The following is a 20,805-nucleotide window of genomic DNA, read 5'->3' as shown; positions in this document are numbered from 1 at the left end:
CGTGGCGGGCTCGAACGACTGGTCGAACCCCGTCTCGCCCGAGACGTCGGCGGGGCTCGGCGCCGTCACGAAGGCACGCTCGAACAAGCTGCGCTCGCGACACGTCACGATGATCACCCTCGGCGGGATCATCGGGGCCAGTCTGTTCGTCGGATCCGGCAACGTGATCCGCGAGGTCGGACCCGCCGCGATCGTCTCGTACCTGATCGGCGGCCTGCTCGTCTTCTTCGCCATGCGGATGCTGGGCGAGATGGCGGCATCCCGCCCCGCCATCGGCTCGTTCATGGAGTACGCCCGAGTCGGTCTCGGCGATTGGGCCGCCTACCTCGTGGGCTGGCTGTACTGGTACTTCTGGGTCGGCGTCCTCGCCTACGAGGCGGTGCTCGGCGGCGAGACGATGAACACCTGGATCCCCGCCCTGCCGTCCTGGGCGTGGTCGCTCATTCTCATCGCGATCTTCGTGGGGACGAACGTCATCTCGGTGCGGACCTTCGGCGAGGTGGAGTTCTGGCTCGCGAGCATCAAAGTGCTCGCCATCGTCGTGTTCCTGGGCGCCGGCATCCTGTTCGCCCTGGGGCTCTGGCCGAACGCGACGGTCGCCGTCCCCAACCTGTGGGAGCACGGCGGCTTCGCCCCCAACGGCATCGGCGTGGCCTTCACGGGCGTCGCGCTCGTGATCTTCTCGTACTTCGGCACGGAGATCGCCGTCATGGCCTCGGCCGAATCGGTCGATCCCGCCAAGGGCATCCGGCAGGCCACGAGCACGATCATCTGGCGCATCCTGCTCTTCTTCGTCGGCTCGGTCCTCGTCATCGTGACCGTCGTCCCGTGGGACGAGCTCCCCGTGCCGACCGACGTCGCGAATGCGCCGTTCACGATCGCGCTGGCGAAGTTCGGCATCCCCGGAGCCGACGTCATCATGCAGCTCGTCATCTTCACGGCTGTCATCTCGGTGCTCAACTCGGGGCTCTACTCGGCGTCGCGTATGTTCGCCGCCCTCGCCGACAAGGGGTTCGCCCCGAAGGTCGTCGCGACCCGCTCGCGAACGGGCGTCCCCGTCATCGCGCTGCTCGCCTCCACCATCGGCGGACTGATCGCGACGCTCGTCAACTTCGTCGCACCCAGTTCGGGAATCTTCGACTTCATCATGAACTCGGCCGGTCTCGTGGCCCTGTTCGTCTACGTCTTCATCGCTCTCACGCAGATGCGTCTGCGGCAGAAGATGACCCCCGACGAGGTCGCGAAGCTGAAGCTCAAGGTATGGCTGCACCCGTGGCTCAACATCCTCCTCATCGCGGCCATCGCCGCCGTCGTGGCCGTCATGCTGACGTCCGAGTCCGGCCGGTCGCAGGTGTGGACGAGTCTCATCGCCACGGCTGTGCTGCTCGTGTTCTGGCCGCTCGTGCGGCGCAACCTCCGTCGCCGTCCCGACCACGCGTCGAACGAGCGCATCCCCTCCAACGAAGGAGTCGTGAATGACTGAGATCACCCGAGACGTCGTGATCGTGGGCGCCGGCGCCGCCGGCCTCACCGCCGCGAACGAACTGCGCAAGGCCGGTCTGTCGGTCGCCGTCCTCGAGGCGCGCGAGCGCGTCGGCGGGCGACTGTGGACCGACGTCGTCGAGGGCGCGATGCTCGAGCTCGGCGGCCAGTGGGTCTCACCCGACCAGGACGCGCTCATCGACACGGTGGCCGAGCTGGGCCTCGACACCTTCAGCCGCTACCGGGAAGGCGACAGCGTCTACGTCGGCCCGGACGGCACCGTCTCGCGCTTCACGGGGGAGATGTTCCCGGTGAGCCCCGAGACCGAGCGGACGATCGACGAGATCACCCGACGCCTTGACGCGATGGTCGCCGAGATCGACCCCGACCGTCCCTTCGCGCATCCCAAGGCCGCCGAGTGGGACACGATCACGTGGGACGCGTGGCTGCGCCAGCAGACCGACGACGACGAGGCGGTCCGCAACCTGGCGTTCGCGACCGGATCCGCCATGCTCACGAAGCCCACCCACGCGTTCTCGCTGCTGCAGTCGCTCCTCATGGCCGCGAGCGCGGGCAGCTATTCGCACCTCGTCGACGCGGACTTCATCCTCGACAAGCGCGTCGTCGGCGGACTCCAGCAGGTTCCGGTCCTCCTCGCCGAACGCCTCGGCGACGACGTCTTCCTGAACCGTCCCGTCCGTACCGTCGAGTGGTCGGATGCCGGGGTCACGGCGCACGCCGACGGGCTGACGGTCCGCGCCCGGAGCGCGGTCCTCGCCGTCGCACCCGTGCTCTACAACCGCATCTCGTTCGTCCCGCCGATGCCGCGCCTGCAGCACCAGATGCACCAGCACATCTCGATGGGCTTCGTGATCAAGGTGCACGCCGTCTACGAGACGCCGTTCTGGCGTGAGAAGGGGCTCTCGGGCACCGCCTTCAGCCCGTACGAGATCTGCCACGAAGCCTACGACAACACGAACCACGACGATCCGCGCGGGACGCTCGTCGGCTTCGTCTCGGATCGCAACGCGGACGACATGTTCCGCCTCAGCGCCGAGGAGCGCAGGGAGCGCATCCTCGAATCGCTGGCGCACTACTACGGTCCCGAGGCGAAGGACCCCGTCGTCTACTACGAGAGCGACTGGGGCACCGAGGAGTGGACGCGCGGCGCGTACGCCGCGAGCTTCGACCTCGGCGGACTCCACCGCTACGGCGCCGATGTCCGCACCCCGGTCGGTCCGATCCAGTTCGCGTGCAGCGACATCGCCGGCGCCGGCTACCAGCACGTCGACGGCGCGATCCGGATGGGTCGCCTCGCCGCGCGGAACATCCTCGAGGACGGCCGGGCATGACGAGCCGCATCGTCGTCGGGTACACCGCGACGAAGGCGGGCCGCGACGCGGTGGCCGTCGCGGGCGGGATCGCGGCGGCATCCGGATCCGAACTCGACATCGTCCTCGTCCTGCCCGGCGAGGGCCGGAGCGTCATCACCCCGCCGGACGCCTCGTACGACCGGTACCTGCTCGGCCAGGCGGAGTCCTGGCTCGCCGAGGCCGCCGCATCGGTGCAGACGGGCGTCGTGCACCGTGAGCACGCGCGCTACGCCGAGTCGTTCGCCGAGGGGCTCGTCGAGGCCGCCGACGAGTTCGGCGCGACGCATCTCGTCGTCGGTGCGGCCGACGGCGGCGCCCGTGGGCGGCACCGGCTCGGTTCCACCACGAGCCAGCTGCTCCACTCCTCCGACGTGCCGGTCGTCCTCGTCCCGCGCGGTGCCCGCAAGCGGGTGACGGATGCCGGTGTCCCGCGACTCACCGTCGCCGTCGGCACCCGCGCCGGAGCGGACGTCCTCCTCGAGGAGGCCGTCGCCCTCGCGTCGGCGACCGGTGCCTCGTTGCGACTCGTCTCGCTCGTGACGGTCGACCTCCCGGCATCCGTCGACACCGGCGTCATCCGCCTCGCCGGCGCGGCGCACGCCGAGAAGGTGCTCGCCGACGTGCTCGCCGCGATCCCGGAGGGGGTTCGCGCAGACATCGTGACCGCGAAGGGCGACAGCATCGAGGATGCCGTGGCGCACCTCGATTGGCTGCCGGGCGAGCTGATCCTCGTCGGGTCGAGCCGCCTCGCCCAGCCGCGGCGCCTCTTCCTCGGCTCCGTCGCTGCGAAGCTGCTGAGCGAGATCCCGGTGCCGATGGTCGTCGTCCCCCGTACCCGCACCACCGACTCGTCCCGCTGACCCGAAGGAGCTCGACGATGAGCCAGCACGCAGCCGAGAAAGCCCCCGTCGCCGACGGCGGCCTCTCGAAGAAGGGCCTCAGTGCCGGGACGATCGGCCTCATCGGTGCCGTCGTCATCGGCATCTCCTGCATCGCGCCCGCGTACACGTTCACGGCGGCGATCGGCCCGACCGCATCGGCGGTCGGTGCCCAGATCCCCGCCGTCATCCTCGTGGGGTTCATCCCGATGCTGCTGGTGGCCTTCGGGTATCGAGAGCTGAACAATCGGATGCCGGACGCCGGGACGTCGTTCACGTGGGCGACGCGCGCCTTCGGCCCCTGGATCGGGTGGATGGCGGGATGGGGGCTCATCGTCGCGACGGTGCTCGTCCTCTCGAACCTCGCCGGGGTCGCGGTCGACTTCCTCTTCCTCCTCGTGTCGCAGATCACGGGCGATCCCTCGATCGCCGATCTCGCCGGCATCCCCGAGCTCAACATCGTGGTCTGCCTGCTGTTCATCGCTGGGGCGACCTTCATCTCGTACCGCGACATGCAGACGACGCAGAAGCTGCAGTACGTGCTCGTCGGCTTCCAGGTCATCGTGCTGGTGTTCTTCGCCGTCGCCGCCATCTCGGCGGCGGTGAGCGGGGGCGGCTTCGACTTCCAACCGTTCGACCTGGAATGGTTCAATCCGTTCGCGGTGTCGTCGTTCAGCGCGCTCGCTGCAGGCCTGTCGCTGTCGATCTTCATCTTCTGGGGCTGGGACGTCACCCTCACGATGAACGAGGAGACGAAGGACCCGGAGCGAACCCCGGGGCGATCGGCGACGATCACCGTCGTCACGATCGTGACCATCTATCTGCTGCTGGCCGTCGCGATGCTCATGTACTCCGGCACCGGTGACGGGGAGCTGGGGCTCGGCAACGCCGACATCCAGGACAACGTGTTCTTCTTCCTGTCCGGTCCGATCCTGGGTCCGCTGGCGTTCCTCGTGTCGCTTGCCGTCCTGACGAGCTCGGCGTCGTCGCTGCAGTCGACCTTCGTGAGCCCCGCCCGCACGCTCCTCGCGATGGGGCACTACGGCGCCCTCCCGAAGCAGTTCGCCCGGGTGAGCCCGCGATTCTTCACCCCCGGCTTCGCGACGGTCGTGTCGGCGGTCGTGGCCGCGGTCTTCTACGCGGTGATGCGTGCGGTGAGTGAGAACGCGCTCTGGGACACGATCCTCACCCTGGGCCTCATGATCTGCTTCTACTACGGCATCACGGCGTTCGCGTGCGTCTGGTACTTCCGCCACCAATGGTTCGACTCGGTGCGGAACGTGTTCTTCACCTTCCTGTTCCCGCTGGTCGGCGGCATCATCCTGGCCGTGCTGTTCGTGACCACGCTCATCGATTCGGCCGCCCCGGAGTACTCCGAGAGCGGCAAAGACATCTTCGGCATCGGCATCGTGTTCTTCCTCGGTCTCGGCATCATCGTGCTCGGCATCGTGCTGATGATCGTGATGCGTATCGTCGCTCCCGCGTTCTTCCGCGGTCAGACCCTGTCCCTCGACGCACCCCCCAGCGCGCGAAAGCTGCGCGCAGAAAGCGAGAACCACCGATGACCTCCCGCGAGTCCGACCTCCTGTCCCGCATCCCGAACCAGCTCTTCATCGGGGGTGAGTGGGTGGATGCCGAGGGGGCGAAGACCCTCGACGTGGTCGACCCGTCGACGGGCGAGGTCATCCGCAGCATCGCGGACGCCTCCCCGGCCGACGGCATCCGCGCCCTCGACGCCGCCGTCGCCGCGCAGGAGGCGTGGGCGGCGACCGCCCCCCGCGAGCGGAGCGAGATACTCCGCCGGGCCTTCGACCTGGTGCAGCAGCGCAAGGAGGACCTCGCGCTGCTCATGACGCTCGAGATGGGCAAGCCCCTCGCCGAGTCGCGCGGCGAGGTCGCCTACGGCGGCGAGTTCCTCCGCTGGTTCAGCGAAGAGGCGGTCCGCATCTCGGGTCGGTACGGTATGAACCCCGAGGGGACGGGGCGCATCGTCGTCTCGCAGCGCCCCGTCGGACCGTCGTTCTTCATCACTCCGTGGAACTTCCCGCTCGCGATGGCGACCCGCAAGATCGCCCCCGCGCTCGCCGCCGGCTGCACCGTCGTGGTCAAGCCGGCCGAGCTCACTCCGCTGACGACCCTGTTCTTCGTCGAGCTGCTCGCCGAAGCGGGCGTTCCGGCCGGTGTCGTCAACGTCATCACCACGGCGTCCTCCGGCGCGGTCTCCGGCCCGATCATCGCCGACCCGCGCCTGCGGAAGCTCTCGTTCACCGGATCGACGCCGGTCGGGCAGAAGCTCATCGCGCAGGCCGCCGAGGGCGTCCTCCGCGTGTCGATGGAGCTCGGCGGCAACGCGCCGTTCGTCGTGTTCGACGACGCCGACCTCGACAAGGCGGTGGACGGCGCCATGCTCGCGAAGTTCCGAAACATCGGTCAGGCCTGCACGGCGGCGAACCGGTTCATCGTCCACGAGTCCGTGGCTGCCGAGTTCTCGCGCCGCGTCGCCGACCGGGTCCGCGAGATGACGGTGGGGCGCGGTACGGAGGACGGTGTGCAGATCGGTCCCCTCATCGACGACCGGGCGGTGTCGAAGGCGAAGGACCTCGTCGGTGACGCCGTCGAGCGGGGAGCCCGCGTCGTCGTGGGCGGCAACGCCCTGGAAGGACCCGGCACGTTCTACGAGCCGACCGTCGTCGAGGGCGTCGTTCCCGGGAGTGCGATCCTCCGCGAGGAGATCTTCGGCCCGGTGCTCGCCATCAGCACGTTCTCGGATGAGGACGAGGCCGTGCGTCTCGCGAACGACACCGAGTACGGCCTCGTCTCCTACGTCTTCACGCAGGACCTCGCGCGCGGGCACCGCATGATCGACCGTCTCGAGACGGGGATGATGGGGCTCAACGTCGGTGTCGTCTCGAACGCGGCAGCGCCCTTCGGCGGCGTGAAGCAATCGGGCATCGGCCGCGAGGGCGGCCTCGAAGGCATCCACGAGTACCTGAACGTGAAGTACACCCTGATCCCGGCCTGACCGGAACCCCTGACCGAACGGAAGTACAGAGGAGCACCATGAGCGACTACGCCGTCATCGACCCCGCCACCGGCCAGACCCACGCGACATACCCGACGGCCACCGCCGACGAGGTGGAGCGCGCCCTCGGGGCCGCCGACGACGCGGCCCGGGGGTGGGGGCGGACGTCGACTCCCGCCGAGCGTGCCGACCTGCTTCGCCGCGTGGCGCAGTTGCACCGCGAGCGGCGCGAGGACCTGGCGAAGATCATCGTCCGCGAGATGGGCAAGCAGATCGACGGCGCCCTCGGCGAGGTCGACTTCGCCGCCGACATCACGGAGTACTACGCCGACCACATCGACGAGATCACCGCGGACGCACAGATCCCGATCGAGGGAGAGGGGACCGCCGTCATCCGCAAAGCGCCCCTCGGTGTGCTGCTGGGCGTCATGCCGTGGAACTTCCCGTACTACCAGGTGGCTCGCTTCGCCGCCCCCAACGTCGCGGTCGGGAACACCATCCTGCTCAAGCACGCGCCGCAGTGCCCCGAGTCGGCGGCCGCGATCGAGGCGATCTACCGCGACGCGGGCTTCCCGGCGGGGGTCTACACGAACGTGTACCTCACGAACGAGCAGGCCGCCGACGTGATCGCCGACGTGCGCGTGCACGGTGCCTCGGTGACGGGTTCGGAGCGCGCCGGCGCCGCCGTCGCCGAAGTCGCCGGACGGAACCTCAAGAAGGTCGCGCTCGAGCTCGGCGGCTCGGACCCGTTCATCGTTCTCGCGACCGACGACATCGACGCGGTCGCGCAGGCCGCCGTCGACGCGCGCTTGGACAACACCGGCCAGTCCTGCAACGGCGCGAAGCGCTTCATCGTCGTCGACGACCTGTACGACGCGTTCCTCGAGGCGTTCACGGCCAAGATGTCGGCGGCGTCGGTGGGCGACCCGTGGAGCACCGACACCGTCCTCGGCCCGCTGTCGTCGGTCGCCGCGGCCGAGCGCCTCGAGAAGCAGATCCAGGATGCCGCGGCCCAGGGCGCGACGATCGTCACCGGCGGCACGCGCGACGGGGCGTTCTTCACGCCGACCGTCCTCACGGGTGTCACTCCCGACATGGACGTGTACCGCGAGGAGCTGTTCGGCCCCGCCGGTGTCGTGTACCGCGTCGCCGATGAAGACGAGGCGATCCGCGTCGCCAACGACACCCCGTTCGGTCTCGGCTCGTACGTGTACACGACCGACCCCGATCAGGCGACCCGCGTCGCGGACCGCATCGAGGCGGGCATGGTCTACGTGAACCTCGTCCTCGCCGACGAGCCGGGCCTGCCCTTCGGCGGCATCAAGCGCAGCGGCACGGGTCGTGAGCTGGGCCTCCTGGCCGCCGAGGAGTTCGTCAACAAGAAGCTCGTCCGCATCGGATGAACGAACGGTGAGGGGCGGCATCCGATCGGATGTCGCCCCTCACCGTTCGCGGATCAGGCCGAGGTCGTGGCGCGGATCTCCGCAGCCTCGCCGTGACGGCCGAGGCCTTCGTAGACGTCGCCCAGTTCCAGCGCCGCCTGCTGGCGGAGCGGCTCGTTCTCGCTCTCGGCCGCGTGCTCGATCGCGGATCGGTAGAGCGGGACGGCGTCGGCCGGTCGCTCGGCGCCGACGAGCAGCCGCGCGGCGAGCAGTTCGGATCCGGCCCCAGAGCCGGCGTCGCCGGCCTGAGCGAATCCGTCCGCGGCCTGGAGCGCGGTCGCCACCGCCTCATCGGTGCGCTCGCGGGCAGCCAGCAGGCGCGCCCGGGTGTCGAGGACATCGGCGACGTACCAGTGCGCCTCGTTGGCGCGCCCGAGGGCCAGCGCCTGATCGATGACCTCGAACGCGTCTTCGTCGCCGCGCTGCATCTTCGCCTGCGCGAGGAGGTGCAGCGCCTCGGCGTGCAGGCCGATCCGGTCCTCGTGTCCGCCGGTCAGACCGATGGCGGTCTCGAGCGCGATCACGGAGTCGTCGTACTCGCCGAAGTTGCCGAGGTGGCGGCCCTGCGCGACGAGCGCGAAGGCCTGGCCCTCGGCCTCGCCGGCCTCCTCATGGAGGTCGGCGGCGAAGCCCCACGCACCCACGGCATTGCCGAAGTCGCGGGCGCCCTCGTAGGCCCGGGCGAGGAGCCCCACCGTGATGGCGCGGGATCCGGCGGGCACGTCCGCGGCGATCTCGTCGGAGAGGACCTGGTGGAGCGCGTCGACGGCCTCCTCCGGCATCCCAGCGGTGATCATGGCACGCCCCAGCCGGTAGCGCGGATCCGCCGTCGGAGCGCCCGCCGATTCGTACCGTTCGACCGCGGTGCGGTAGCGGCCGGCGGCGAGCGATGCCTCTCCTGCATCCTCGTGGAGCGCTCCGGCCAGCACGAACGCCTCGGCGATGCGCACATCGTCCGCACCGAGCGTGAGGAGGAGCCGCGCCGCGTCGTCGGCGGCGGTCGCGCCTTCGGCGAACTCCTCGGCCACGCCGTGCAGGCGGGCTTGCACCGCCAGGGCTCGCGCGCGACGACCGTCGCTGATCGGCTCCGCCAGGAGGGCGGCCAGATCGGCGCGCGCGTCGTCGAACAGCGAAGCGGATGCGGCGGCGTCGATCGCGAGCAGTCGCACCCCCTGTGCGCGGACCGCGTCGCCCGCCTCGGTGAACAGTCGCGCCGCCCCGCGGGCATCCTCGAGGGCTTCGGCGTGCGACCCCTCGTACATCTTCGCGACCGCGAGCGTCGCGACGAGGTCCGCCCGGACCGCCGCGGGGGCTCCGGCTGCGGCCGTCACCTCGGCGCGGAGGGCGTCGCCTGCTTCGGCGAGGTCCTTCCCGAACAGGACGAGGCCGAGGCGTTCCTCGAGATCAGCCTGCTCCGGCTGACCGGCCGCGCGGAGGATGGTCAGGCGCTCCGGCAGGAACGCCTCGGCCTCGGCGATCCGACCGGTCGCGACGAGGCCACCCAGCAGGTGCGAGGACAGCACCACACGCTCGGCGGGAGCGGCATCCGTCAACAGCTCGCGGAGCGGGTCGATCGCGGCTGACGAACCGGCGTGCGCCAGGGCGACGGCGCGCGCGACACGGTCCTCTCGCGTCAGGACGGGCGAGGGCGCGACCACCGTCGAGAAGTCGTGCGAGCGGATCGGCACGTCGTAGCGCTCCCCGCCGACCTCGCGCAGACGCTCGAGGTTCCGGGTGTGGGCGTCCGTGCCGTTGCGGCGGTCGAATGCCAGGGCGATGTCGCCGGCGGCCTGCCAGGCGGCTGCGGCGAGGTCGTCGACGCGCCACGGGCCGTCGTGCGCACCGAAGACGGGGACCAGCGCCTCCGCGTCCGAGCCGCGGACGGTGAGTCCGGGATGGCCTGCGGCGCCGACGGCGTCGAGGGTGAGCCCGAAGGCGCCGAGGGCCGCAGCGTGCGCATCGGCGTCGAGGCCGTCGTGGACGAGCCACGGCAGGTGGCGTTCGACGAGCGCGAGGGCGCGCGCCTCGTTGCCCGTGACGGCGCAGAAGACGACGTTCTTGGCGACGATCGCGAGGTTGTCGGGGTTGTCCTTCGCGAGGCGGTAGCTACGGAGGTGCGCGGTACGTGCCTCGTCGAGCATTCCGGCCCGCAGGTAGGGGAGGAGGATCCGCGCCAGGGCGTGCTCGGGCTCCTCGCCGCACGAGAAGCCGTTCTCGATCATCTCGCCGACGAGACGGATCGCCTCCTCCTCCCGATCGGTCTCGATGAAGAACCCGGCGAACTGGCTGCGGACGCACGCGTCGCAGTGGCTGTAGTCGTCGCGGGGCGTCGCCTCGAGCGTGCGCTGCAGCTCGGCGGCCTCGTCCATGCGACCGGCGGCCCAAGCGTCCTCGAAGCGAGCCATGAGGACGCCGCTCGGACCGACACCGGCGCGTCGGTAGTGCGCTTCCATGTCGTCGAGCACGGCGGCGATCTGCTCCGCCGGGAATTCGGGCGAGCTGCCGAGAGCACTCGCCATCCACTTGTACTGCCAGAGCACGTCGCCCGCGCCCTCGACCTCGGCGGGGAACCGCTCCGGGTCGGCGTCGTGGTGAGCCAGGCACCACGCGAACGACGTCAGCATGAGGTCGGTGTCGCCGCCCATGTTCGCGCTCGAGGTCTGCCGCAGGCGGGCCTCGTATTCGAGGCGTTCGTCGCCGCTCTCCTGCGCGAGCGCGACCGCCTGCGCGACGAGCGCCTGCTCCTGCGGGCCCCACGGGGTGTTGTCGATCTCGTCGAAGAGGGATCGGATGCGGGTTGCGTAACCGGTCATGAGGCTCCTTCTGCCGCGGGCGGGGTGTCGGTGTCGATCGCGCGATCGACGAGCTCGGAGAGGGCGGCGGACATCATCGTGCGATCACGGGGGCCGAGAGGATGGTGCCCCGCGAGCAGCGACTGCACGTAGAGCAGCTGCACGCTCAGATCGAACACGCGACCGGGCGGGGTAGCGGCGAGCTTGCGGATCATCGGATTCGTCCAGTTGAGGCACAGGCGCGCGGCGAGGGCGTCCGCGCTGCGGCCGCCCGAGACGATGTTCGCTGCGCGGTCGAGGACGCCTCCCCACAGCGCACCGCCGGCGCTGCGCGCGCGGCCCCGATCGAGCGCGCGGAGCACCTCGGGGTCGGCGACGAACAGCCCCGGCAGGTCGGCGCGCTCGAACGTGCGGACCGCGACGTCGACGTCCTCCAGCGCCGCTGCGGCGCGCTCCTCGAGGGCTGTCGCCGCGGCGCGGTCGTCGAGGGGCGCGAGGTCGAGTCGGTCGATCTCGCCCACGACGTCGACGCGCTCCACCTCGACGCCGGGGAACAGCTCCGGGATGCGGCGGACGAGGTCGGCGTCGTAGAGGTAGCCGCCGTTGACGAGGATGCCACCGGCCGAGGTCATGCTGGCGACCTGACGGAACTCGTCGACGGTCTCGGCGTAACGCACGACAGGGAACCGACTGGCGAGCTCCTCCACACGCAGGCGACCCGCCGTCGTCTCGACCGACAGCCACCGGACGATGAACCGCGCCAGTTCGTCGTCGTGACGGACGAGCGATTTGAGCGCCACCTCGTGGATCGAGACGAACTGCGACAACCTCACCGGGTCCTGCAGCGCGACCTCCAGGATCCAGCGGCGGATCGCCTCGCCGATCTCCTGACGGGTCTGTTCGAGCGCGTCGTCGTCGACGAGCGACTCCCGGCTGGCGGTCGGGTGGAGCGAGCCGGAGTCGACCACCGCACGAGCGAAGAAGGCCCACGACGGGAGGAGCTCGTCAGCCCGCTCGGTCAACAGCATCCGCCGCAGGTAGACGCGGGTGCTCTGACGAGCCGACGGGGGAGGGGCGTACGGCAGCACGAAGGCGACCCCTCGTGTCTGCGTGCCCGGGACGTGCAGGGGGATGACATCGAGCGGCTCCGCCCCGATGAGCTGACGCCCGTACGCCAGTTGGCGCTCCGGGTCCCCGTCGAGGAAGGGGGCGGGCTCGGTGACGGTCGTCTCGCCGCCGCCGGGGAGGTCCACCACCACCGCGTGCGGCAGGTACCGTCCGAATGCCTCGGCGAGCTCCATGACCGTGCTCGTGCCGAGCAGGGATCGCGTGTCCGCGCGCGGCGTGAGGTGCACACTCGTGCCGACCGGGATGTCCTCGGGATACGGCGCAACCGTGAAGGTCCCGTCGGAGTGCCCCGTCCATTCGACAGGAGCGGACCCCGCGGCGCTCCGCGAACGGATGACGATCGTGTCGCACACCATGAAGCACGAGAGCATCCCGATGCCGAACTGACCGAGGAAGTCACCTCGCGGCAGGTCGAAGATGTCGCGCTTGGAACTGCGTCCCACCGTCGCGAGGAGATCCGCCACCTCGGCCTCGGTGAGCCCCACGCCGTCGTCGCGCATCACGAACTCCGCTGAACGGTCGCTGACGGGCGTGATGCGGATGCGTCCGCCGCCACCGTCCACCGCACGTCGTGCCGCGATCGCGTCTACCGCGTTCTGCAGCAGCTCGCGCAGGAACACGCGCGGACTCGAGTAGATGTGGCGGCTCAACAGGTCGATGACCCCGCGGAGGTCGACCTGGAACTGTTGGGCGGCAGTACTGTCGGTCACCGCGCTCCTCGGTAGTCGTCGTTCGTCCGATGCCGCGCCCCCCGATGCGCCGGCTGCGGGACGGCCGATCAAGCCTAGCGACGGCGACGGACGACGGCGAGGGATGCCGCGCGTTCGCCACCCTCCGAGCCATGCCGTATGCTTGTCCACGCAGTTGTCTGCATTCTTTTGCCGTGCCCATGGGTCGGACGGAATGCGGATCCCCGGGTCGCAAGACCTTAGGGCGGTAGCTCAATTGGCAGAGCAGCGGTCTCCAAAACCGCAGGTTGCAGGTTCGATTCCTGTCCGCCCTGCGCGTCAGCGTCAGCTGACTCGAACCGAGCAACAGGTGGGTTGAATGGTCCAGGATGAGCCGAACGGCGAGGTCGTCGCTGCCAGCAGCGGCGCCACCCGTGAGAAGAAGCTCAACTTCTTCCAGCGGATCGCCCTTTTCATCCGCCAGGTGATCGCCGAGCTCCGCAAGGTCGTGACACCGACCCGTCAGGAGCTGGTGAAGTTCACCCTCGTGGTCCTCGGATTCGTCGTGGTCGTTATGGCCATCGTCTACGGGCTCGACCTGTTCTTCACCTGGATCACGAACATCGTCTTCGACGTTCCAAGGTGACGTCGGGACGATCATCCGTCGCGGTGACGGACGGCATCCCGGATCATCTGAACCGCCCGCCGCGTTGCCGTCGAACATCGAAGCCGAATCTGCAGGGAAGTGAATGACGTGACCGAACGATATGTCGACGACGCCGACTGGTCGACCGCCGCGGAGCAGTCCAGTGAGGACGACGAGGCGCAGGAGGGCAACGTCCTGGCCGGCCAGGAGCGTTCCGCCGAGTCCGCCGAGCACGCCGCGCTGCACATCGAAGACGAAGAGCCCGTCGAGGACGAGCCCACCGGAGAGGACGCCGTCGTGATCGAGGACCCCGAAGCCGACCGCATCGTCAACGACGCGCTCGAGATCGACCAGGCCGACGAGGCCGAGGCCGCCGCAGAGGTGCTCACCGAGTCGCTCGCCGACGAAGAGGCCGAGCGCGCCGCGGCCGCAGCCGACGAGGTGGCCCCCTACGACGGTCCCGAGCTCGGCGATGACGAGGACGAGACCTCGGACGACCCGTACGAGGCGTTCCGCCAGGAGCTCCGTTCGCTCGAGGGCAAGTGGTACGTCATCCACTCCTACGCCGGGTTCGAGCGCAAGGTGAAGGCCAACATCGAGCAGCGCAAGTCGACGCTCGAGGTCGAGGAGGACATCTACCAGGTCGAGGTCCCGATGGAGGACGTCGTCGAGATCAAGAACGGCCAGCGCAAGATGGTCAACCGCGTCCGGATCCCCGGGTACGTGCTCGTGCGCATGGAGCTCAACGAGGACACCTGGTCGGTCGTGCGTCACACCCCCGGTGTCACCGGCTTCGTGGGCAACGCCCACAACCCGACGCCGTTGCGGTTCGAAGAGGCTTTCAACATGCTGAAGCCGCTCGTCGAAGCCAAGGAGGTCGCTCCCGCCAAGGGCGCCGCCGCCACCAAAGGCTCCGCGACGCAGGCTCGCTCGGTCATCACCGAGGTCGACTTCGAGATCGGCGAGACGATCACGATCAAGGAGGGCTCGTTCGCGGGCCTCCCCGGGTCGATCTCCGAGATCAAGCCCGAGAGCGGCAAGCTCACGGTGCTCGTCTCGCTCTTCGAGCGCGAGACCCCGGTCGAGCTCTCGTTCGACCAGGTCACCAAGCAGTAACACGCCGCAGGACTCACGAAGGCCCCGCTCCGGCGGGGCCTTCGTCATGCCGTGGGATGCCGGATGCGGTAGACTCATGTGGTTTGTGCGCCGTTTCGTCGTGCGCGCGGACACCACCACGAGCCGGATCCGCCGGGACCGTGGGAGAACGAGGCATTCGCCTCGCTCGTGAAAGGAAGAGGAAATGGCACCGAAGAAGAAGGTGACCGGCCTGATCAAGCTTCAGATCAACGCCGGTGCAGCCAACCCGGCGCCGCCGATCGGCCCCGCGCTCGGTCAGCATGGCGTCAACATCATGGAGTTCTGCAAGGCGTACAACGCCGCGACCGAGTCGCAGCGCGGCAACGTCATCCCCGTCGAGATCACCGTCTACGAGGACCGCAGCTTCACGTTCATCCTGAAGACCCCGCCCGCCGCGGAGCTCATCAAGAAGGCCGCCGGCGTCGCGAAGGGTTCCGCAACCCCGCACACGACCAAGGTTGCGAAGCTCACCAAGGATCAGGTTCGCCAGATCGCCGAGACGAAGATGCCCGACCTGAACGCCAACGACATCGAGGCCGCCTCGCTGATCATCGCCGGCACCGCCCGTTCCATGGGCATCACGGTCGAGAGCTGAGGGGAACAGAACAATGGCTAAGTCCAAGGCTTACGAAGCAGCAGCGGCCAAGATCGACCGCTCCGCGTTCTACTCCTCCGAGCAGGCTGTCGCCCTCGCCAAGGAGACCGGTTCGGCGAAGTTCGACTCGACCGTCGAGGTCGCGCTGAAGCTCGCCGTCGACCCGCGCAAGGCGGACCAGATGGTCCGCGGCACGGTCATCCTGCCCCACGGCACCGGCAAGACCGCCCGCGTCATCGTGTTCGCGACCGGTCCCGCCGCCGAAGCCGCTCTCGCCGCTGGTGCGGACGAGGTCGGTGGCGCCGAGCTCATCGAGAAGGTCGCCGGTGGCTACACCGCGTTCGACTCGGCTGTCTCGACCCCCGAGCTCATGGGCCAGGTCGGTCGCCTCGGAAAGGTCCTCGGACCCCGCGGCCTCATGCCGAACCCCAAGACCGGCACCGTGACCCCCAACCCGGCCAAGGCCGTCGAGGAGATCAAGGGCGGAAAGATCGAGTTCCGCGTCGACAAGCACGCCAACGTGCACTTCGTCGTCGGCAAGGCCTCGTTCTCGGCCGAGCAGCTCAACGAGAACTTCACCGCCGCTCTCGAAGAGATCGTGCGTCTGAAGCCCTCGAGCTCGAAGGGCCGTTACATCCAGAAGGGCGCCATCTCGACCACGTTCGGTCCCGGCATCCCGCTGGACGTCAACGCACTCGTCTGAGTCGTCCAGACAGCAGGGGCTCCATCTCCGGGTGGGGCCCCTTCGTCGTTCCCGCCTTGGTAGCGTCGTCGCGTGACCGGCGACCTCGAGACACTGTTCGGCATCGACGCACCCATCGTGCTCGGGCCCTTCGGCGGCATGTCCTCCATCCCCCTGACCGCGAGCATCAGCGAGGCGGGCGGTCTCGGATCGTTCGGCCTGTACGGGTATCCGGGTGAACGCATCCGCGAGACCGCCGCGGCTCTGCGCGCCGCCACCGGGCGTCCGTTCGCGCTGAACCTCTGGCTTCCCACGGGTGACGAGGTCGAACCCGGCGACACCGACCTCGCTCGCGCCCGCGCCGCGATCGCCCCGCTCCTCGGCGCCGCCGGGGTCGCCCCGCCGCCCCTGCCGGAGTCCTTCCTGCCTCCCCTCGACGAGCAGCTCGACGCGGTGTGGGATGCCGCGCCTGCGGCCCTCAGCGTCGTGTTCGGCGTGCCGGCGGCCGAGACCGTCGCCGAGGCGCATCGGCGCGGCATCCGCGTCGTGGGGACCGCGACCTCCGTCGCCGAGGCCGTTGCGCTGGCGGCTGGGGGAGTGGACGCGATCGTCGCGAGCGGCGCGGAAGCCGCCGGGCATCGCGTGAGTTTCCTGCGGCGGGCGGAGGAGTCCCTCGTCGGCACCGTCGCCCTCGTCCCGCAGGTGGTCGACGCCGTCGATGTGCCGGTCATCGCCGCCGGCGGGATCGCCGACCGCCGGGGTGTCGCGGCGGCCTTCGCGCTCGGCGCGGCGGGCGTGCAGGTGGGGAGCGCGTTCCTCCGCACCCGGCAGTCCGCGGCGTCCGAGGCGCACCGCACCGCGCTGCGGGCGGCGGCGGACACCGACACGGTCCTCACTCGTGCCATGAGCGGGCGGCTGGCCCGCGGCATCCCGAATCGCGCGGTTCGCGCCATCGAGGAGGCGGATGCCGTCGCGCCCTTCCCCGCGCAGAACTGGCTGACCGCGGTGTTCCGCGCGGCGGCGCCGAACGACGCGGACCTCATCTCCATGTGGGCGGGCCAGGCGGCGGGCCTGTCGCGTTCCGAGGATGCGGAGGAGGTCTTCGCGGAGCTGGCTGCGGGGATTCCGGCGCGCCCGCACTGAAACAGTCCGTCACCGGCGGGAATCATTCAGTCGGATGCGTGTTGTACTGAGGGGCCTCGTGCGCCACCGCGCCCGTGTGCCGACCCTCAGCCACCCTTACCAAGGAGACCCATGTCCCGTCGCCGTATCGCCGCCCTCGGAGCCCTCGCCCTCAGCGCCGTGCTGGCTCTGACCGCCTGCTCCTCGAGCACGAGCGGCTCGGGCGCCGGCGACGACCTCGGTCTCGCGAAGGCGGGAACCCTGACGGTCGCGACGGAGGGCACCTACCGTCCCTTCACCTACCACGATGAGAGCGGCAAGCTCGTCGGGTACGACGTCGAGATCATCGAAGCCGTCGCGAAGAAGCTCGATCTGAACATCGAGTTCCAGGAGACGCAGTGGGACGGCATCTTCGCCGGTCTCGACGCGGGCCGCGTCGACGTCATCGCGAACCAGGTCTCGATCAACCCCGAGCGGGAGCAGAAGTACCTCTTCAGCGAGCCGTACACGGTCTCGCCGAGCGTCGTCGTGGTCAAGGAGGGCGACGACTCGATCTCGAGCTTCGCCGACCTCAAGGGCAAGAAGACCGCGCAGTCCCTGACGAGCAACTTCTACAAGCTCGCCGAGGAGGCCGGCGCCGACGTCACCCCGATCGAGGGCTGGGCACAGGCTGTCGAGCTCCTGCGTCAGGACCGTGTCGAGGCGACCGTCAACGACAAGCTGACGTTCCTCGACTACGAGAAGACCGACGGGCCGACGGGCCTGAAGATCGCGGCCGAGACCGACCCCGCCAAGAGCGCGGTCGTCACCACGAAGGACAAGAAGGCGCTCATCGAGAAGATCGACGGCGCGCTGGCCGACCTGCGCGAAGATGGAACCCTCGCCAAGATCAGCGACAAGTACTTCGGAGCCGACGTCACCGAGTGACACCAGCCCCGACGGGCTCGGCGGAGCGCGGTGACGCGACTGCCGGGCCCGTTCCCCGTTCTGCGAAAGGATGCCGGTGGACACCGATACATGGCACCTGATCCTGACCTCGTTCTGGCCGATGTTCAGCGCCGGGATCACCGTGACGATCCCGCTCGCGCTGATCTCTTTCGCGATCGGTCTGGTCCTCGCCATCGCCGCAGCTCTGATGCGGATCTCCGGCAACCGGCTGCTCTCGGGCATCGCCCGCTTCTACATCTCCGCGATCCGGGGCACGCCGCTCCTCGTGCAGATCTTCGTCATCTTCTACGGTCTGCCCCAGATCGGAGTGCGGATCGACGCGTACCTCGCGGCGGTCATCGCCCTGTCGCTGAACGTGGGCGGATACGCCGCCGAGGTCATCCGCGCAGCGATCCTCTCGGTGCCCAAGGGGCAGTGGGAAGCGGCGTTCACCGTCGGGCTCCCGCGGGCGACGGCGCTCCGGCGCATCATCCTCCCGCAGGCGGCACGCGTCTCGGTCCCGCCGCTGTCCAACACCTTCATCTCGCTCGTGAAGGACACGTCGCTCGTGGCCTCCATCACCGTCGCCGAGATGTTCCGCGTCGCGCAGAACATCGCCGCCTTCAGCCTCGACTTCCTGGTCATCTACATCGAGGCGGCGTTCATCTACTGGCTCTTCTGCCTCGTCCTGTCGTTCGGGCAGGACCGCATCGAACGGAGGCTCGACCGCCGTGTCGCACACTGACGCACCCCTCCTGTCCGTCACCGGGCTCCGCAAATCGTTCGGCGACAACGTCGTCCTCGACGGCGTCGACTTCTCGGTCGCGCCCGGGCAGGTCGTCTGCCTCATCGGTCCCAGCGGGTCGGGCAAGACCACGGTCCTCCGGTGCCTGAACGGGCTCGAGGCGCCCGACGCCGGCGTGGTCGCCTTCGCCGACGGGCAGCGCCATGACTTCGCGCAGCCCGCCAGGGGCAGGGCGGCGAAGGAGCAGCGTGCGGCCCTTCGCGACCGGTCCGCCATGGTCTTCCAGCAGAACAACCTCTTCCCCCACCTCACCGTGCTCGAGAACGTGATCGAGGGGCCCGTCCACGCCCGCGGGGTCGCGAAGGATGCCGCGATCGCCGAGGCCGAGCGACTGCTGGCTCGCGTGGGACTCGCCGAGAAACGCGACGCGTACCCGCACGAGCTCTCGGGCGGCCAGCAGCAGCGGGTCGGAATCGTCCGCGCCCTCGCCCTCGCGCCTGATCTGCTCCTGTTCGACGAGCCGACGAGCGCGCTCGACCCGGAGCTGGTCGGCGAGGTGCTCCTCGTTTTGAAGGAGCTCGCCGACGAGGGATGGACGATGGTCATCGTCACCCACGAGCTTCAATTCGCGCGCCAGGTCGCCGACGAGGTGGTGTTCTTCGACGACGGCGTCATCGTCGAGCGGGGGCACCCCCGCGACATCTTCACGGCGCCGGAGAACGACCGTACGCGCCGCTTCCTCGACCGCATCCTGCGGCCCCTCGAAGACTGACGCTCACGCGTCGCGGCGGATCTCGAATCCCACCTCGGCGTCCACCGGCGACAGCTCGGTCATCGCGACGTCGTCGACGACTCCTCCGCGCGGCCCGGTCGCGGCCCAGTCCACGACGGACTCCACCGCCGCGGCATCCCCCTGCACCTCGGCTTCCACCGAGCCGTTCGCGAGGTTCCGGACCCACCCCGTCGCGCCGGCACCGCGGGCGACGTGTTGCATCGAGTAGCGGAACCCCACGCCCTGGACGATGCCGCGGACGACCAGCCTGATGCGGCGCATCACGCGTCCGCCACCGTGAGCACGACCTTGCCGCGGACGTGGCCCCGCTCGATCTCGCGGTGGGCTGCGGAAGCGTCGGCGAGGTCGAAGACGCGGTCGATGAAGACCTGGATCGACCGCGAGTCGAGCAGGCGCCCGAGCGTCGCGAGCACCGATCCGTCCGGGACGACCTTGTAGGACGTCGCGCGCACACCGGCGGCAGCTGCGGCATCCGCGTATCCGGACCAGGCGCCCGTCGGGACCATGACGTAGAGGCCGCCGGGTCGCAGGACTCCCAGCGAGCGGGTACCGGTGTCGTCGTGGACATTGCCGACGAGATCGATGACGACGTCCATCTCGCCCACGACGTCCTCGAAGCGCGTCGTCGAGTAGTCCACGACGACGGATGCCCCGAGTTCCCGGAGCCAACCGAGGTTCGCCGCGGATCCGGTCGCCGTGACATGCGCGCCGAAGTAGGCGGCCAGCTGCACCGCGAAGTGCCCTACGCCGCCGGATCCGGCATGGATGAGCACGCGCTGCCCCTCGTGGGCGTGCGCCGTCTCGACGACGAGCCCCCATGCGGTGAGCGCCGCGAGAGGGACTCCGGCCGCCTCGACGTGCGAGAGCGACGCCGGCTTGCGGGCGACCGACAGGCTGGGGACGACCACGTACTCGGCGTAGGCGCCGCCCGAGCGGGGGAACGGCACCATGCCGAAGACCGGATCGCCCGGCTGCAGCGGGTGAGTCTCGTAAGGGCTCCCCACCACCACGCCGCTGAAGTCGAAGCCGAGCGTGGTGGGGTAGCCGGGGATCTGGCTCGTCACGCCCCGGCCGGAGCGGGTCTTCGCATCGATGGGGTTCGCCCCGGCGGCCACCACGCGCACCAGGAGTTCGCTCATCGCCGGTGCGGGCACCGGGACCTGCGCCTCGCGCAGGACGTCCGCTTCGCCGGGCGCGTCGTAGACGACGGCGCGCATGACCGAGGGAGGGGCGGTCACCTCGACCACCTCGCTCGCGGTGGGGGCTGCTGATCGCAGCGGCCGGAATCGCATCGGCTGCTCCTTCTCACCAGCGCTCGACGGCGGGCGCTGGGGGTGCTCGGTGGACGACCAGTCAATCGCGTCATTGTCTCG

Annotated in this window: 18 protein-coding genes and 1 tRNA gene; 15 read left to right on the top strand and 4 right to left on the bottom strand. The window is 69.6% G+C overall.

The features are described from left to right. The first annotated feature begins 1 nt into the window (after position 1). Genes BBA86_RS09745 through BBA86_RS09720 form a run of 6 tightly spaced genes read left to right on the top strand, consistent with a single transcriptional unit; the run spans position 2 to position 8,158 of the window. A complete protein-coding gene (locus BBA86_RS09745; RefSeq protein WP_065571381.1) occupies positions 2-1,483 on the top strand; it encodes an amino acid permease in 1,482 nt (493 codons plus the stop codon). After that, entirely contained in the window at positions 1,476-2,834 is a 1,359-nt protein-coding gene (locus tag BBA86_RS09740; protein ID WP_065571380.1) for a flavin monoamine oxidase family protein, read from the top strand. The genes BBA86_RS09745 and BBA86_RS09740 overlap by 8 nt, the downstream gene beginning before the upstream one ends. Continuing rightward, positions 2,831-3,715 carry a universal stress protein gene (locus BBA86_RS09735; protein WP_065571379.1) on the top strand — a complete coding sequence of 295 codons (885 nt, stop codon included), beginning with the start codon at positions 2,831-2,833 and terminating at the stop codon, positions 3,713-3,715. Before BBA86_RS09740 ends, BBA86_RS09735 begins: the two co-directional genes overlap by 4 nt. 17 nt (positions 3,716-3,732) lie before the next feature. Further along, positions 3,733-5,298: an APC family permease gene (locus BBA86_RS09730; protein ID WP_065571378.1), complete on the top strand. Its 1,566-nt coding sequence runs from the start codon at positions 3,733-3,735 to the stop codon at positions 5,296-5,298. Then, a complete protein-coding gene (locus BBA86_RS09725; protein ID WP_065571377.1) occupies positions 5,295-6,755 on the top strand; it encodes an NAD-dependent succinate-semialdehyde dehydrogenase in 1,461 nt (486 codons plus the stop codon). Before BBA86_RS09730 ends, BBA86_RS09725 begins: the two co-directional genes overlap by 4 nt. A 38-nt stretch (positions 6,756-6,793) precedes the next feature. Then, on the top strand, positions 6,794-8,158 hold the full coding sequence (locus tag BBA86_RS09720; RefSeq protein ID WP_065571376.1) for an NAD-dependent succinate-semialdehyde dehydrogenase: 1,365 nt from the start codon (positions 6,794-6,796) through the stop codon (positions 8,156-8,158). Positions 8,159-8,211: 53 nt separating this feature from the next. Here BBA86_RS09720 and BBA86_RS09715 read toward each other — a convergent pair whose 3' ends face one another. Together BBA86_RS09715 and BBA86_RS09710 are read right to left on the bottom strand one after the other, a co-directional pair. Next, entirely contained in the window at positions 8,212-11,010 is a 2,799-nt protein-coding gene (locus tag BBA86_RS09715; RefSeq protein ID WP_065571375.1) for a hypothetical protein, read from the bottom strand. After that, complete coding sequence (locus BBA86_RS09710) at positions 11,007-12,827, bottom strand: HSP90 family protein (RefSeq protein ID WP_065571374.1); 1,821 nt, start codon at positions 12,825-12,827, stop codon at positions 11,007-11,009. The genes BBA86_RS09715 and BBA86_RS09710 overlap by 4 nt, the downstream gene beginning before the upstream one ends. 220 nt (positions 12,828-13,047) lie before the next feature. Between BBA86_RS09710 and BBA86_RS09705 the strand changes: the two genes are divergently transcribed. The 9 genes from BBA86_RS09705 (at position 13,048) to BBA86_RS09665 (ending at position 19,411) form a co-directional block, all read left to right on the top strand. Continuing rightward, positions 13,048-13,120 (top strand) — tRNA-Trp (locus tag BBA86_RS09705). A gap of 44 nt (positions 13,121-13,164) precedes the next feature. Beyond that, positions 13,165-13,431, top strand: a complete 267-nt coding sequence (gene secE / locus BBA86_RS09700; RefSeq protein WP_065571373.1) for a preprotein translocase subunit SecE — start codon at positions 13,165-13,167, stop codon at positions 13,429-13,431. 108 nt (positions 13,432-13,539) lie between these two features. Next, the gene (nusG, locus tag BBA86_RS09695; RefSeq protein ID WP_065572254.1) at positions 13,540-14,547 is read left to right on the top strand and encodes a transcription termination/antitermination protein NusG; all 1,008 of its coding nucleotides are present in this window, start codon (positions 13,540-13,542) and stop codon (positions 14,545-14,547) included. A gap of 184 nt (positions 14,548-14,731) precedes the next feature. Then, the gene (rplK, locus tag BBA86_RS09690) at positions 14,732-15,163 is read left to right on the top strand and encodes a 50S ribosomal protein L11 (RefSeq protein WP_018186960.1); all 432 of its coding nucleotides are present in this window, start codon (positions 14,732-14,734) and stop codon (positions 15,161-15,163) included. Between the two features lie 13 nt (positions 15,164-15,176). Further along, positions 15,177-15,866: a 50S ribosomal protein L1 gene (gene rplA, locus BBA86_RS09685; protein ID WP_065571372.1), complete on the top strand. Its 690-nt coding sequence runs from the start codon at positions 15,177-15,179 to the stop codon at positions 15,864-15,866. 72 nt (positions 15,867-15,938) lie between these two features. Next, positions 15,939-16,988 carry an NAD(P)H-dependent flavin oxidoreductase gene (locus BBA86_RS09680; RefSeq protein ID WP_065571371.1) on the top strand — a complete coding sequence of 350 codons (1,050 nt, stop codon included), beginning with the start codon at positions 15,939-15,941 and terminating at the stop codon, positions 16,986-16,988. Positions 16,989-17,099: 111 nt separating this feature from the next. Then, complete coding sequence (locus BBA86_RS09675; protein WP_065571370.1) at positions 17,100-17,894, top strand: amino acid ABC transporter substrate-binding protein; 795 nt, start codon at positions 17,100-17,102, stop codon at positions 17,892-17,894. Between the two features lie 121 nt (positions 17,895-18,015). Further along, positions 18,016-18,639: an amino acid ABC transporter permease gene (locus tag BBA86_RS09670; protein ID WP_411267699.1), complete on the top strand. Its 624-nt coding sequence runs from the start codon at positions 18,016-18,018 to the stop codon at positions 18,637-18,639. Continuing rightward, positions 18,626-19,411 (top strand): amino acid ABC transporter ATP-binding protein, encoded by a 786-nt coding sequence (locus tag BBA86_RS09665; protein ID WP_065571368.1) that lies wholly within the window; start codon positions 18,626-18,628, stop codon positions 19,409-19,411. The genes BBA86_RS09670 and BBA86_RS09665 overlap by 14 nt, the downstream gene beginning before the upstream one ends. Positions 19,412-19,414: 3 nt before the next feature. Here BBA86_RS09665 and BBA86_RS09660 read toward each other — a convergent pair whose 3' ends face one another. Both BBA86_RS09660 and BBA86_RS09655 read right to left on the bottom strand, forming a co-directional pair. Further along, positions 19,415-19,693: an acylphosphatase gene (locus tag BBA86_RS09660; RefSeq protein ID WP_065571367.1), complete on the bottom strand. Its 279-nt coding sequence runs from the start codon at positions 19,691-19,693 to the stop codon at positions 19,415-19,417. Then, a complete protein-coding gene (locus BBA86_RS09655) occupies positions 19,693-20,724 on the bottom strand; it encodes an NADP-dependent oxidoreductase (protein WP_065571366.1) in 1,032 nt (343 codons plus the stop codon). The genes BBA86_RS09660 and BBA86_RS09655 overlap by 1 nt, the downstream gene beginning before the upstream one ends. Between the last annotated feature and the right edge of the window lie 81 nt (positions 20,725-20,805).

The sequence above is a fragment of the Microbacterium oleivorans genome (assembly GCF_001691565.1).
Classification (GTDB): domain Bacteria; phylum Actinomycetota; class Actinomycetes; order Actinomycetales; family Microbacteriaceae; genus Microbacterium; species Microbacterium oleivorans_B.
The sequence above is the reverse complement of the archived record's forward strand: the minus strand, read 5'-3'. Positions and strand labels throughout refer to the sequence as shown.

Bases quoted from the DNA above. Each gene is read 5' to 3' on its own strand.
- rplK (WP_018186960.1), top strand. From the start codon at position 14,732: ATGGCACCGAAGAAGAAGGTGACCGGCCTGATCAAGCTTCAGATCAAC.
- BBA86_RS09715 (WP_065571375.1), bottom strand. From the start codon at position 11,010: ATGACCGGTTACGCAACCCGCATCCGATCCCTCTTCGACGAGATCGAC.
- BBA86_RS09725 (WP_065571377.1), top strand. From the start codon at position 5,295: ATGACCTCCCGCGAGTCCGACCTCCTGTCCCGCATCCCGAACCAGCTC.
- BBA86_RS09720 (WP_065571376.1), top strand. From the start codon at position 6,794: ATGAGCGACTACGCCGTCATCGACCCCGCCACCGGCCAGACCCACGCG.
- rplA (WP_065571372.1), top strand. From the start codon at position 15,177: ATGGCTAAGTCCAAGGCTTACGAAGCAGCAGCGGCCAAGATCGACCGC.
- BBA86_RS09660 (WP_065571367.1), bottom strand. From the start codon at position 19,693: ATGCGCCGCATCAGGCTGGTCGTCCGCGGCATCGTCCAGGGCGTGGGG.
- BBA86_RS09670 (WP_411267699.1), top strand. From the start codon at position 18,016: ATGTTCAGCGCCGGGATCACCGTGACGATCCCGCTCGCGCTGATCTCT.
- BBA86_RS09740 (WP_065571380.1), top strand. From the start codon at position 1,476: ATGACTGAGATCACCCGAGACGTCGTGATCGTGGGCGCCGGCGCCGCC.
- BBA86_RS09675 (WP_065571370.1), top strand. From the start codon at position 17,100: ATGTCCCGTCGCCGTATCGCCGCCCTCGGAGCCCTCGCCCTCAGCGCC.
- secE (WP_065571373.1), top strand. From the start codon at position 13,165: ATGGTCCAGGATGAGCCGAACGGCGAGGTCGTCGCTGCCAGCAGCGGC.
- BBA86_RS09735 (WP_065571379.1), top strand. From the start codon at position 2,831: ATGACGAGCCGCATCGTCGTCGGGTACACCGCGACGAAGGCGGGCCGC.
- BBA86_RS09655 (WP_065571366.1), bottom strand. From the start codon at position 20,724: ATGCGATTCCGGCCGCTGCGATCAGCAGCCCCCACCGCGAGCGAGGTG.
- BBA86_RS09730 (WP_065571378.1), top strand. From the start codon at position 3,733: ATGAGCCAGCACGCAGCCGAGAAAGCCCCCGTCGCCGACGGCGGCCTC.